Source organism: Stenotrophomonas sp. SMYL41 (assembly GCF_036319965.1).
Taxonomy (GTDB): domain Bacteria; phylum Pseudomonadota; class Gammaproteobacteria; order Xanthomonadales; family Xanthomonadaceae; genus Stenotrophomonas; species Stenotrophomonas maltophilia_R.
Genome location: NZ_JAWIRX010000007.1, coordinates 1 through 14,909, shown reverse-complemented (window position 1 = coordinate 14,909; position 14,909 = coordinate 1). Strand labels below are relative to the sequence as shown.

The window sequence follows — 14,909 nt, the reverse complement described above, 5'->3', positions numbered from 1 at the left end:
TGAAATGAACAGCATCTATCGCTTGGTTTTCAACCGCGCGCTGCGCGTGTGGCAGGTCGCCTCGGAACTGGTGAAAGGCGGTGGTGGGCTGGTCGGCCAGGTTGCCGGGCGGCAGACGGCGGCCGTGTCGCCGCTTGGCTTCGCGCTGATGTGCGCGTTGGGATGGGTCAGCCTGGTACCCGTGGCTGCGGCGCAATCGGTCGGCCACATCGCGTCCGATCCCAATGCGCCCGGTCGTGAGCGTCCCACCGTGGTCACCGCGCCGAACGGTGTGCCGATGGTCAACATCACCACGCCGTCGGCCGGTGGTGTTTCGCGCAACCGTTACTCGCAGTTCGATGTCGGCCGCGAGGGCGTGATCCTCAACAACGCGCGTGGCCAGGTGCAGACGCAGCTGGGCGGTTGGGTGCAGGGCAATCCATGGCTGGCCACCGGCAGCGCACGGGTCATCCTCAACGAGGTCAACGGCCCGGCGAGCCGACTCAATGGCTACGTGGAAGTGGCCGGACAGCGCGCCGAGGTGATCATCGCCAATCCGGCCGGCATCCAGGTCAACGGGGGGGGCTTCCTCAATGCCAGCCGGGTGACCCTGACCACCGGCACCCCGATGTTCAGCGGCAGCGGCTCGCTGGAAGGTTATCGGGTCAGTGCTGGGGCAATCGAGGTCAACGGCGATGGCCTCGATGCCAGTCGTGCCGACTACACCGACCTGATCACCCGTTCGTTGAAGGTCAATGCCGGCATCTGGGCCAACCAGCTGCAGGCGACGCTGGGCAGCAACGTGGTCAGCGCCGACCACAGCCAGGCCAGCGCGAGCGCGGCCAGTGGCGAAGCGCCGACCTTCGCGCTGGACGTGGGCGCGCTGGGCGGCATGTTCGCCAACAAGATCTGGCTGGTCGGCAACGAGCACGGCGTGGGCGTGCGCAATGCCGGCAGCATTGGCGCGCAGGCCGGCGAACTCGTGGTCACGGTGGACGGCCGGCTGGAGAACACCGGCGCGCTGCAGTCACTGCAGAACGTGCGCGTGCAGGCGAGCGGGGATCTGGCCAATGCCGGCACCATCGCTGCCACGCATGAAGCGGCGATCATCTCCGGCGGCACGCTGGACAACAGTGGCGGCAAGCTCAATGCACAGCGCCTGCAGCTGCAGGCGCAGGCCCTGCGCAACCGTGGCGGCGCCATCGAGCAGGCCGGCGTGCAGGCGTTGAGCCTCACCGCTGGCAGCGTGAGCAATCGCAGTGAAGGCCTGATCGGTGCGCTGGATGCGGTGGCGTCGGGCGGCACCGGTGGTACCCCTGGCAGTGGCACCTCGCCGGGAAGCGGTGGAACGCCAGGTACCGGTACGCCCGGAACCGGCATGCCCGGTACGGGTACTCCGGGTACGGGCGCAGGCGGTGCGCCGGTGACGCCGGCTGTTCCGTTGGCCGCCGGTGTGCTGGACATCGCCGGCACGCTCGACAACAACGGCGGCAGCATCAGCAACGGCGGTCGTGTTTCGCTGGTTGCGGGCAATGGCCTGGACAACAGCGGAGGCCGCCTTGGTGTGGCCTCGCTGCGCGCCACGGGCGATCTGAACAACGATGGCGGCACTCTGCAGGTGCACGGTGACGCTGCGCTGCAGCTGGGCACGCTGTCCAACCAGAAGGGCGCGCTGAGTGTGGCCGGTGCGCTGCAGCTGCAGACACAGTCGCTGGACAACCGGGCAGGCGAGCTGCGCCATGCCGGCAGTGCCGAGTCGGCATGGACAGTGCAAGGCGCGTTCAACAACGAGGGCGGCCTGTTGGCGACCAATGCCGAGCGCCTGACGCTGGGGGCAGGTCGGGTCTTCAATGCCGGTGGCCGCATCGAGCATGCCGGTAACGGCGGCCTGTCGCTGACCACGGGCAACTGGACCGGTGCCGGCGGTCGCCTGAGCACGCTCGGTCGCCTGGACTGGACGGTGGGCAACGCGGACGTGCGCAATGGCACGCTCAGCGCAGCGCTGTTCCAGATCGCCGCCGGCACGCTGGACAACCGCGGCGGCAGCCTGCTGTCGCTGGGCAACCAGGGCAGCATGCTGCGGGCCGGTATGCTGGACAACAGTGCCGGTGGCACCGTGGCCGGCAATGGTGAACTGACCGTCTCGGCGACCACGCTGGATAACAGCAAGGGCCTGCTGCAGCAGGCAGGCAACGGCGCGTTGCGTGTTCACGCCGATACGCTGCGTGGCAGCGAAGGCCGCCTGCTCAGCAACGGCGACCTGTCGCTGACCGGTGGCCAGCTGGATGTGAGTGGCGGCACCACCTCGGCGCAGCGCGTGCAGATCCAGGCAGACGGCCTGCGCAACGCCGGTGGCCAGATCGTTTCGCTGAGCAATTCCGAGCTGGCGCTGGAGGTACGTGGCACCTTCGACAACAACGGCGGGCAGGTGCTTGGCAATGCGGGCCTGCGCATCGATGCGGGCCGCATCGACAACCAGAAGGGCACGCTGCAGTCGGCTGGTAGCCAGGGCGCGACCCTGACCGTGCGCGACGATCTGGACAACAGCGCCGGTGCGATCTCTGGCAACGGCCAGTTGCAGCTGCACGTCGGCAGCCTGCTCAACCAGGGCGGCAAGGTACTTGCTGCGGGGAGCGGCCTGTTGCAGGTACAGGCCCGCGAACTGCTGGATAATCGCGATGGCGGCCGCTTGGCGGGCAGCGGCAACGTGCTGTTGCAGGCGGCGCGGCTGGACAACCGCAGCGGTGCAATCGAACACGCCGGCAGCGGCACGCTGCAGATCCGTGCCGATGCGTTGCAGGGCGCGGCGGGGCGGATCCTCAGCCAGTCCACGCTGACGCTCGATGGCGGCGAGCTGGTGCTGGGTGCCGGCAGTATCACCCAGGCAGAGCACATTGCGATCAATGCCGAACGCCTGGACAACGCCGGCGGCAACCTCAGCGCCACCGGCAGCGATGCACTGCAGTTGCTCGTGGCACAGAGCGTGGACAACAGCGGCGGCACGATCGCAGGCAACGGTGCCCTGGATGTGCAGGCCGGTGAACTGCTCAACCGCAAGGGCACGCTCAGTGCTGCCGGTACAGCCGGCAGCACGTTGCAGGTCAACGGTACGCTGGACAACCATGAAGGCACCATCGCCAGCAATGCCAACCGGCTGACCATTGCTGCCGCGCGGGTCGACAACACCGCCGGTGCCATCCGCCACGCCGGCAACCGGGGCTTGGATATCACCACGACCCGCCTGGATGGAAGCAAGGGCACGCTGGTCTCTGCGGCTACGCTCACCCTGCGCGCGGATGAGGTAGACCATCGCGACGCAACGCTGGGGGCGGATCGCTTCGACATCGAGGCCGGAACGCTGGACAACGCCGGTGGCCGCATCGTCGCCAGTGGCGAGGGTGCCAGCCGCATCCATGCCACCACGCTGGGCAATGCCGGCGGCACGCTGGCCAGCAATGGTGACCTGACGCTGCAGGCGCAGGCGCTGGACAACAGCGCAGGCAAGATCCAGCACGCCGGCAGCGGCCGGTTGCAGGTGCTCGCGCAGACCCTGCTGGGTGCAAGCGGCAGCGTGCTCAGCAATGGCACGTTGGTGCTGGAGGGCAAAACGCTTGACCTGTCGAAGGCGACCACCTCGGCGCGACGCATCGACGTCATTGCCGATAGCCTGATCACGGCCGGAGGTGCACTCACTGCCACCGGCGACGAGGCGCTGCGCCTGCGGGTACAGGGGCTGCTGGACAATCGCGGCGGTTCGCTGGCCAGCAATGGCGTGCTCGACGTTTCCGCGCGGCAGCTGATCAATGCGCAGGGCATCCTGCAGGGTGCCGGCAGCGGCCGTTCCACCCTGGCCATCGGCCAGGCACTGGACAACCAGGGCGGGCGCATCCTGCTGGGTGGCGCGGGCACGCTCAATGCCGCCAGCCTCGACAACCTCGGCGGTACCATCCACGCCGGTGGCAGCGAGCTGGTACTGGGCATCGACGGTCGCCTCGACAATGGCAGCCAGGGGCTGCTGTCCAGCGCTGGTGCGATGACGCTGAACGCCGCGAGCCTCGACAACCGGCACGGCACGGTGGTGGCAGGCAAGGACCTGCTGCTGACCACGGTTGCAGGCGTGAACAACAGCGATGGCGCGATGCAGGCCGGCGAGCTGCTGCAGCTGCAGGCCAACGGCCTTGACAACCAGCGCGGCACGCTGCTGGGTGGCCAGCTGACCGTCGATACCCGCGGCCAGCGGCTGGACAACAGCGCAGGTACGCTGGGTACGCAGAAGGGTGCGCTGACCGTGCACAGCGGTGCGCTGGACAACCAGGGTGGCCGGGTGCGGTCGGCCGCCGATCTGCTGATCGATACCACAGGGCAAGCCATCGACAACCGCAGCACGGCCAGCAGTGGCGGCCTGTTGGCGGCGGGCAAGCTGCAGCTGGAAGGAGGCGCGCTGGACAACCGCGGTGGCACGCTGAACGCGCAGGGCGATGCGCGGCTGCTGCTGGCCAGTGCCGACAACAGCGCCGGCGGTACGCTTGTCAGCGCGGCAGGCCTGTCGCTGCAGGCCACGACGCTGGCCAACGGCGCGGGGCGCGTGCAGGCCGGGCGCAATCTCGACCTGACCCTGAGCGGGCACCTGGACAACGCTGCCGGTGCAATCGCCGCCGGCCAGCTGCTGACCCTCACCGCCGCCAGCGTCGACAACCGCAATACCCGCGGTGGCGATGGCACCCGCGGCCTGCAGGCGGGCGAGCTGCAGTTCGGCGCGCAGTGGCTGGACAACAGCCAGGGCCAGGTCGTCACCGATGGCGGGGCGCGGCTGCAGATCAACGGCCAGCTGCAGAACACCGGCGGCGTGATCAGCACCGGCGGCAACCTGGACAGCCGGGCGGACAACGTCGCCAACAGTGGCGGCCTGCTGCGGGCCGACGGCAGCCAGACCCTGGTGGCACGTGCGCTCAGCGAAGACGGCCAGGTGCATGCGCAGCGTGACCTCGGCCTCACCCTGCAGCAGGGCATGCGCCAACGTGGCGAATGGATCGCCAACGGCACGCTGTCGCTGAACCTGTCCGGCGACCTCGACAACCAGGGTGTGGTGCGCGGTGGCAACCTCGACCTCAACGCCCAGAACATCACCAATGCTGCCTCGGGTGAGATCTCCAGCCAGGGCACGACCCACCTCAACGCCCGTGGCCAGCTGACCAACCGCGGCCTGATCGATGGCGCGCTGACGCACCTGGAGGCCGGCGAGATCGACAATCTCGGCACCGGGCGCATCTACGGCGATCGCGTAGCGATCTCCACCGGCGTGCTGAAGAACCGCGCCGAAGAGGCCGGTGGTGCCACCCGCGTCGGCACCGTGGCCGCACGCGAGCGGCTGGACCTGGGCGTGCGCGAACTGCAGAACACCGGCAAGGGCCTGATCTACAGCGGCGGTGATGCGGCCATCGGTGGATCGCTGGGGGCCGACCGGATCGCCAGCGGCATTGCCGGGCGGATCGACAACATCAGCTCGGTCATCGATGTGACCGGCACCCTGTCCATCGATGCGCAGGTGGTCAACAACATCCGCGAGAACGTGGTCATCACACAGGCCACGACCGTGAATGCCCCGGTGCGCATGGAGCGGCCCGCATGGTGGCGCAACGGCAAGAACGCTACCGAGAACATCCGCAGTACCAGCCATTACTCCGCGCACGAGGTGTACTACCTCAACCCGGCCGACATCCTGGAGGACACACCGCACATCACGCCGGACGGCTTCACCGTGCACCGTGCCGTGGTGCGGCTGACCGCGCAGACCAGCGCGTACTTCTTCGGGCGTGGTGGACTGTATGCCGCGCTGGGAGAGCGATCGCGCCTGAACTTGCAGGATGGCACGGTGGTGATGTACTACGTCGGCCGCCAGGACAACCAGGTCAATCCGGACCAGGTTGCCGGTGGTGCCGACGATCCCTTTGCCGAGCTGAGCACCCTGCATCCCGATTCGCCGGCATTCCGCTACGTCGATGACAGACTCACCTATTCCTCGGCGTATGGCACCTGCACGACCAATTGCGTGCAGTTGTGGACCTTCAAGGACTACGATCCCGACCGCATTCTGACCAGCCCACAGTTTGCGGGCGGCAATTCAACCAGTGCCAACGAGCAGTACCGCCTGGCCACGCGCACGGTGACCGAAGATGTGTTGCAGCCGGGCGTCGGTGCCGATGCGGTCATCCGGTCCGGGCGCGCGATGCGCATCCGCACCGATGACCTGCGCAACCACTACGGCAGCATCGCCGCCGGCGGCGATCTGGACATTGTCGGCCTGAGCGGCGCGGCGAAGGTGGAAAACCTGGCGGCCACGTTGTATCGCACGCATCAGTTCTCCAACGTCAGCCATACCTTCGGCGGTGACGTAATGACCTGGAGCACGCCGGCCATTTCCGAGGTGACAGGTAAAATTGGCGGCAGCATTGTCAGCGGCGGCTCGTTGAGCATCGACGTCGGTGACCTGAGCAACCTCAACCAGGGACGAAACGCGCCGAACGTGCAGAACGGTTCGGCCATGGCCAACCTCAACGTGCAGGGTCCCAAGACCCTGCCGGATGGGCCGGGCCACGGCGGTGCGCAGGGGCCCGGCCAGTCCACCGGCACCGGTGCCGAACGCGCGCTGGCACAGGCGGCCGATGCCGCCGGCACCCAGCAGGGCGGCAGCGTCGGCGGCGTGAGCGGCAACAGCAGCAGCTCCGGGCCGCGCGTGGTCGCGGCCAGTGGTGGATCGCCGGACCGGATCGCGATGGGCGCACCGGACACGCGCGCGCCGAGCGCCAGCCTGTTCAACGTCAATCCCAACGGTGGCCACTACCTGGTCGAGACCGATCCGCGCTTTACCGACCACAAGACCTGGCTGAGCTCGGACCACCTGCTGGGTCAGATGGGCTACTCGCCCGATACCGTGCACAAGCGCCTGGGTGACGGCTACTACGAGCAGAAGCTGGTGCGCGAGCAGATCGGCCAGCTGACCGGTCGACGCTTCCTCGACGGCTACGCCAGTGACGAGGCGCAGTACCGCGCGCTGCTGGAGGCCGGTGCCACGGTGGCCAGCGAATGGGGCCTGCGCCCTGGCGTGGCGCTGACCGAAGCACAGATGGCACAGCTGACCAGTGACATCGTCTGGCTGGTCGAGCAGACCGTCACCCTGGCCGATGGCAGCACCACCACCGCGCTGGTGCCGCAGGTCTACCTGCGCCTGCGACCGGGCGACCTGGACGGCAACGGTGCACTGCTGGCCGGCGCCAATGTCGATATCAAACTGGGCAATGGCCTGGTCAACACCGGCAATATCGCCGGCCGCAAGCTGGTGACCATCGATGCCGGCAACATCGAGCATCTGGGCGGCAGCATTTCCGGCCAGTACGTCGGGCTGTCGTCGGACAAGGACATCCGCGTTGTCGGTGCCGCCGTGACGGCCACCGATGCGCTGTCGGTCAAGGCGGCGGGCAACGTCTCGGTGGCCTCCACGGTGGAGACACAGCGGGGCGGTGGCACCTACCAGTACGAAACCAATCGCATCGATCGGGTCGCCGGCCTGTATGTAACCAACCCCAGTGGCGACGGCATGCTGTCGGTGGTGGCTGGCGGGGACATCAGCCTGCAGGCCGCACAGCTCCGCAACGCTGGCACTGACGGCCTGACCCAGCTGGCCGCAGGCGGCAATCTGGATGTTGGCGCTATTGCGCTGGAAGAACGCCGCGACGCCACCTTCGATGAGCGCAACCACCAGCGCAGCAGCAGGACGACACACGCTGCCTCGTCGGTACAGGGCGCTGGCGATGTGGTGCTGGCCGCTGGCAAGGACATCACCCTGGCCGCCGCGCAGATCAAGGCGGGGGGCGGCCTGGCACTGCAGGCCGGTGGGGACATCAACAGCCAGGCGCTGGTGGACAGCGAGAGCCGCGATTTTGCCAATGCAGGCAAGCGCAGCTCGCTGCAGGTCAGCCAGCGTGATGAGACGGTGCGGGGTAGCCAGTTGTCTGCTGACGGCGGAATCGCACTCAGTGCAGGCCGCGATGCGAACCTGGTAGCCGCGGAGGTACGAAGCGAAAAGGACGCGATCAGTATTGGTGCTGGCCGTGATGTGAATCTGACATCCGCGCAGGAAGAGCACACCTGGGAGCAAGACACCCAGCGCAAGAAGCGTGGACTAACGTCCACTACGCGTACCGCAACGCACGATGCGACCCAAGACATCCTGGTCGTTGGCACGGTTTTGTCGGGTGAGCGGATCAGCATCGGCGCAGGTCGTGACATCACAGCCGAGGGCGCCAAGATTGCGGCCACTGGCGATGTAGTGATGGCCGCCAAGGGCAATCTCAGTATTGTTGCTGCGGAGTCCATTCATTCCGAACAGCACAGTAGCGATCGCAAGAAGTCCGGGCTGCTTGGGGGGATGAATGGCAGCTTCGGAGTTACCTTCGGCAGCCGAAGTGCCGGCAACAGCAGCTCCCTGACCGAAACGGTCGCGGAAGGAAGCATCGTCGGCAGCGCGCTGGGCAGCGTGACACTAACGGCGGGAGAAACGCTGCACATCGGCGGATCCGATGTTCTCTCCAAGAACGGAATGACGTTGCTTGGCAAGGATGTACGCATCGATTCAGCAGAACAGCACTCGGAGTACAACGACAGGAACTACTTCAGGCAGTCAGGTCTGAACGTCGCCGTGGGCGGTGCGACCGTTGATACGATTCAAGGTGCACGCGCCGTGTACGCCTTAGCCAAGCGCGCAGACGAGGTCGAAGACGATCGCCTCAAGGCGCTCTATGCGTACAAGGCGGCCCAGGGGGCAATCGCTGTGGCCCAGGCTGCGGGGCAGCAGTCGGGCGATGGAGGTGGCGGCGCCGGATTGAACGTCCGGGTGACCGCAGGAACCCAGCGATCCCAGTCGGAAACGACGATGGAGCAGACGACCCATCGTGGCAGCACATTGCACAGTGATGGCGATGTGGTGATCGCAGCCACGGGCGGTGATCTGACCGTGGTGGGCAGTAGCGTGTCGGGTCGCAACGTAGATCTTGCGGCGGCCAAGGATCTGATGATCAGAAGCAGCGAGGATCGCTACGCCCAGGACAGCAGAAACCAGTCCCAGGGTGGAGAGATCGGTGTTGCGATCAGTGGAAGCAGCGGCGGCGGTGCAGCGATCGGTGTGTATGTTGGCGCCAATGCCGCGCGTGGCAAGGCCGACGGGAACGGCACCGTCCACAACGAAAGTATCATCAAGGCCGGGGATCGCCTTACGTTTGCGAGTGGTGGAGACACGACTCTGCAGGGCGCACAGCTGGTTGCCAACCAGGTGATTGGCCAAGTGGCGGGCAATCTGGCGGTGCGCACAGAGCAGGACACGGATAGATACAAGAGTCAGCAGCTTGCGGCAAAAGGTGAAGCCACGATTGGCTATGGCTTCGAGGGTAGTGCCAGCGGCAGCGCCGCCTTGATTGACAGTGACTACCGCAGTGTCCGTGAGCAGACGGGAATCGCCGCTGGTGATGGGGGCTTCCAGTTGCAGGTTGGGGGCAACACGCATCTGGCCGGAGCCGTCATCGCAAGTACCGCGGATCCGTCGAAGAATCTGCTGTCGACGGGTAGCTTGACGGTTGAGGATCTCAAGAACCGGGCGGAGTTCCTTTCTGCATCGATCAGTGGCGGTACCAGCGGCGGTGGGAGCCCCTCGGACGGGTTCAATTTCAACCCGTCGGTGATGCCGGGCCTGCCAACGGGTGACCGCAAGAGCACCACCACGCGGAGCGGCGTAGCCGACGGCACGATCGATATTAGAAACGGAGACAGCAGCACGCTGGCAGACCTGCAGCGCGGCGTAACCAGTCTGGACAACGCCAACGGGTTTGCGCCCATCTTTGACGAGAAGAAGGTTCAGGAGCGGCAGGAACTCACGCATATCCTGGGAGAGATCGGTTTCAAGGCCGTTGGCAATCTGGCCTCCAAGAAGAGTGCCCAGGCCAAGGTGGACCTGGAAGTTGCGCGCGCCAATGGTGATGCCGAGGCCGAGGCCGACGCGCTGCGGCGGATCAGCGAGTGGGGTGAAAGCGGGCGCAATAAGGTCCTGCTGCATGGCCTGACAGGCGCTGCCGTTGCGGCATTGAGTGGCGGCGATATTAGTGGCGCCGCTGCGGGTGCCACCGGTGCAGCGCTGGCCAAGGAGGCAATGACGCGTTTCCTCACAGGCCAGGGCATGGATCCGCGAAGTGGTGAGTTCAACAGCTTGATCGAACTCGCCAGTGCTGCGCTGGGCGGGGTCGTGGGTGGTACCGATGGTTCGGGCACGGCGCTGCTGGGAGATCAGTTCAACCGTCAGATGCACTGGGACCAGTACCTGGAAGCTCTGGATGTCTGCAAGGCAAACCCCGCTGTGCGAGGCTGTTCCACCATTCTTGAGATGTCGGACAACACCAAGGCGGTTGTTATTTCCGACAGTAGTGATGAGGTTGCCTATAAAGTCATAGCGAATCAGAACAAGGAAACTGGCGAGACTGTCAGCTTCACGCTGACAGAGTCAGACGGAACTCCTCGGCTCATCATGCAGAAGGATGAGTACAACGATTTCGTTGTATCTGGACTGCCTCCGCCGCTTTGGGGCATGACGCCTGGTTACGCATTGGATCTGGGTTCCTATTTTTCACACGGCTTGAGAGGGAATTTCGGCCAAGCGTTTGGTGATATGTCCAACATCTTCACCAGTGGCGAGTACTGGCAGGATCTTGCGGTTTCGATGACCCTCGGATTGGCCGGGATGCCGCAGGGCAGGATGGTGCCTGCAAGTTCAGCGACCGCAAGAGTTGGGTTGCGCGAAAGTTTGGCGGGGCAGGCGGGAATTCCAAGGGATATTCTTAAGGCTCCAGCCAATATATGGGGAAAGTCAATTGATCTGATTCGGCAGTCATTTAGTATGGATGGTGCGACGTTGGTGCGAATTCCTGCGAAAGCGAATAGCTCTGGCAATGCTCAGGTATATAGGGTTAGCGGCGGGGCAACGGGCATCAGAGAGATTCAATACAGTCCCTCAACAGCAGGGTCGGCGCAAAAATCGGTGCACGTTGGGGAATATTACAAGTTGACCTATTTCGATGGGAGTAAGGTTAAGGTTATTGATCCTTCGGGGTACCGTCCTAAGTTCCGTGGTCCCGGTGATCCGATTTACGACAACAATACGATATACTTGAATCCGCAGGGTCAGAAAGTTAAATTTAATCATTCAACGAATACTTGGATTCCAGAATGAATATCTCCATTAGTTTCTCCATTGCGTGGGATGCACCTATTGTTCCTGGTGTATCGATGGCAGCTATACCTCTGCATGCGTCATACGGTGATCTGGACGCGGTTCTCGCCGCATATCTGATTGACGCGGATGCTCAGCTGTACAGGTTTGAGGGCGGGCCTGATCTTCGTCTGGAAAGATATGGTCCTGACGAGCACGGTAATGGCGGGCTCCTGTTCTCCCTGCCTGGCGGTGATCGCGCTGGTGACATGGCTGCGCTCTCTATTACGATCGAGGGCTGGGTTGTGCGGGCGCTCAAGGTTTACGCATTGGGGATGCCGTGGGATGTTGTTGCACGTAAGTCCTATCGTGGACTTGCGGCAGGATCAATTGGCCTGGGTAGTCTGGTTTCTGATTTTCTTGTTTTTAGCGAGTTGCATTTCGATGAGGCGGAGGAGTGGTTCTGTAGCGGAGGTGATTACGGGGTCCTCGAAATTTCCGGTTGGGGTGTGCCGCTCGAGGATGAGCCGGAGCAGGTCGTGACTGCAATCTGCGTTGTGGCTTGAGGGTGTTTCTGGTCGTTGCATTGAGTTCGTGAAAAGCCGCGCTTGACAGGCAAGCGCACCTCAATGGCCGGGATGCTGCGGGATGGGCTCTATACATGGAAATCGTATCAAGTACATATTGGCACATACGGTTCAAAACCCCGCAAAGGCCACGCATTCGGTTTTCGTTGAGGATAGATCCAAGTTGATCTCTCTTATCGACGAGGCTTGGAGGATGAAGGGCGTGCGGTGCCTGGAGATCCGGGGACGTTCATCGTCCCAATGGGGCGAGTGATTGGCACTGCCGGCGAGAAGAACATAAGAATTATTGTTAAGCCTGGCGCCAATAAAATAATGTCTGCGTATCCCGTGCAGTGAGGTGTTTCGTGATTTGTCCGCGTTGTGAGCAAGGTGAGATACTTGAGGCTCGCGTCAAGGAGAGTGTGGCTCAGATTTTTGTCTGCGACGAATGTGATGCTGTATGGTTTTCTTTGAGTGACATCGGCGTTTCTCCGTTCCGGGATCTTGAAACCTATCTTGAGGAGAATTCAATTGCTCCATCTTGGGAGTCAATTTCCGTGGAGGCGCCTGTGATGCCTTGATGCACGCGACGGTTTATATCTGGTGAAACAGCAGGAGCATGGGTCGGCACTGATACAGGGTGGGCCATTTGACAGTGGCTGGATGCAGCAAGCCGCAAGCCGCGTATGAGCAAGAAGTAGGTACGACCTCAGATGGAGTCCTGTGTGCTTCATCAAGTGCTACGCCGTGACGTGCGGGTTCCGCTTTGTGCTCTCCTTCCAGTTCGAGAGTACCTATGCAGCAAGGCTCGGGAAGAATCTGGTCTTCCCGGGGCCTGCTGCCCGTAACGCCCGACAACCCGGTCGCAGCTCCTAGCCTGATTTCACCTCGCTTCACGTGGCGATATACCTTATGAATATAAGGCGCAGCCTCCGGCCTGCGCGCGGCCACGACTTCGACCGTGGTGACTGCCGGCAGCCAGCGCACCAACAGCGAACAGAGCCATTCGACCAGTGATGCCCGCGTCAGCCAGTTGGCTGCAGGCGGCGATCTCACGTTGATTGCCAATGGGGGCTCGATCCTCAGCCAGGGCACGCAGATGTCGGCCGAGGGCAACGCTGTGCTGCTGGCCACCAAGGACATCGTGTTCGACGTGGCCCACAACACCGAGCGCAGCGACAGCAGCAGCCGCGGCAAGGGCTGGGGCTTTGCCAACAACACCAGCGGCCTGCCGTTCGGTACCAACAACTCGCAGAGCCAGGGCAGCGGCAGCAGTGACACCATCACCGGCACGCAGCTGTCGGTCGGCGGCGGCGTGCGCATGGCCACCACCGAGGGCAACATCAGCCTGACCGCAGCCAATATCGCCGCCGAGAAAGACGTCAGCATCCGTGCGGCCGGTGATCTGCTGGTCCGCAGCGGGCAGGATACGGTCAGCAACGCCAATACGTCGGACAGCAAGGCGATCGGCACGGTACAGATATCGGATACCGAGAAGTTCTCCGGCTGGCACCGCGAGCAGCACCAGGACGAAAGCGCGCAGGTGTCACAGGTGGCCAGCAGCATCGGCAGTCTGGGCGGCAGCGTGAACCTGACCGCCGGTGGCAAGTACACGCAGACGGCCAGCAACGTGGTGGCGGCCAAGGACGTGAACATCACCGCCGCCGAAATCGAGCTGCTGACCGCCGATGAGAGCGGTCACTACTCGCAGAGCGACAAGGACCTGAAGATCGGCGTGTTCGCGCGGGTGAAGTCGCCGTTGATCGACCTGATCAACAACGTGGACGCGGCCCGTCAGTCCGATGATCGCCTGCAGAAGATGCAGGGCATGGCGGCGGGCGCCAACGCGTACCAGGCAGCCAGTGCGATCTCGGCACTGTCCGGCCGTGGCGGCAGTGGCGAACTGTTCCGTGCTGAAGCAGGCATCGGCTTCAAGACCGCCAACAGCAGTGCCGATGGCAGCAGCAGGGTGTCGCGTGGTTCGACCATCCAGGGTGGTGGAAACGTGAACCTGACCAGCACCCAGGGCGACATCCATGTGGTGCAGGGCAATTTGAGTGCAGGCAACACGCTCAGCCTGGATTCGGCCGGAGATATCCTGCTGGAAGCTGGCAAGGCGCATGTGGCCGACCGCAGCAAGAGCAGCAATGCAGGTGCCGAAGTCGGCGTGGGGGTCTCTGTAGGCGCGCAGACCGGCGTGTACGTGTACGCCGAAGCCAGTGTTGGCAGCAGCAAGGCCAATGCCGAGAGCAGCACCTGGCAGAACACCACGCTGACCGGCAAGAACATTTCGATGAAGGCCGAGGGCGATACCACCCTGCGTGGCGCCACGGCGACCGCTGACCGCATCGACGTCAAGACCGGCGGCACGCTGACGATCGAGTCGCTGCAGGACATCGCCGAGAGCATGTCCAGGAACAGCCAGGTGGGTGGCCGCGTGCAGGTGTCGTTCGGTACCGCGTGGAATGCCGACGGTTACGCCAGTGCAGGCAGGGCCAGCGGCAGCTATCAGGGTGTTGGCCAGCAGAGCGGCCTGTTTGCCGGCAGTGGCGGGTACCACGTCGATGCCCGCCACGTGAATCTGGTGGGTGGTGCGATTGCCAGCACCCATGCGGGCAACAGTGAACTGACTACGGACTCGCTGTCGTTCACCGACCTGCAGAACCACATGGACTACACGGCCAGCTCCGGCAGCATCAGTGGTGGTGCGGGCGGGCAGATGGATGGCTGGACGCCCAAGCCGGGAACGGCCGCACCCCGAGGTGGTCCGGGCCTGCCGATGATGGAAAAGGGCAGCGACAGCAGCTCCACCCTTGCCACCTTGACCGAGGGCAACATCACCATCGGTGGCAAGCAGACGTCGGCGGCTGAGCTGGGCATCAATACCGACGCCAGTGGAGCGCATCGTGCGCTGGAGGCATTGCCGGATGCGAGCAAGCTGCTGGCGGACCAGCAGGCGATGGCGGCTGCGGCGGGGACGGTGATGGCCACCAGCCAGCAGATTGCCTGGGACGTTCAAGCCTATCAGAGCAAGAAGGCAACCCAGGCATACTACGATGGCCTGTCAACCGACGATAAAAAAGCATTTAATGCACTTAGCGCAGCGCAACGCGATA

At 64.1% G+C, this 14,909-nt stretch carries 2 protein-coding genes and 1 pseudogene; all 3 read left to right on the top strand.

The genetic code is table 11. The annotated features are described in order from the left end of the window. Positions 1-4: 4 nt before the first annotated feature. Positions 5-11,248, top strand: coding sequence for a hemagglutinin repeat-containing protein (locus V3B30_RS09880; RefSeq protein WP_262084565.1), 11,244 nt, complete (start codon positions 5-7; stop codon positions 11,246-11,248). Beyond that, a complete protein-coding gene (locus V3B30_RS09875; protein ID WP_262084564.1) occupies positions 11,245-11,793 on the top strand; it encodes a hypothetical protein in 549 nt (182 codons plus the stop codon). The genes V3B30_RS09880 and V3B30_RS09875 overlap by 4 nt, the downstream gene beginning before the upstream one ends. Before the next feature lie 922 nt (positions 11,794-12,715). Further along, a pseudogene (locus tag V3B30_RS09870) lies at positions 12,716-14,909 on the top strand (hemagglutinin repeat-containing protein); the annotation flags it as partial.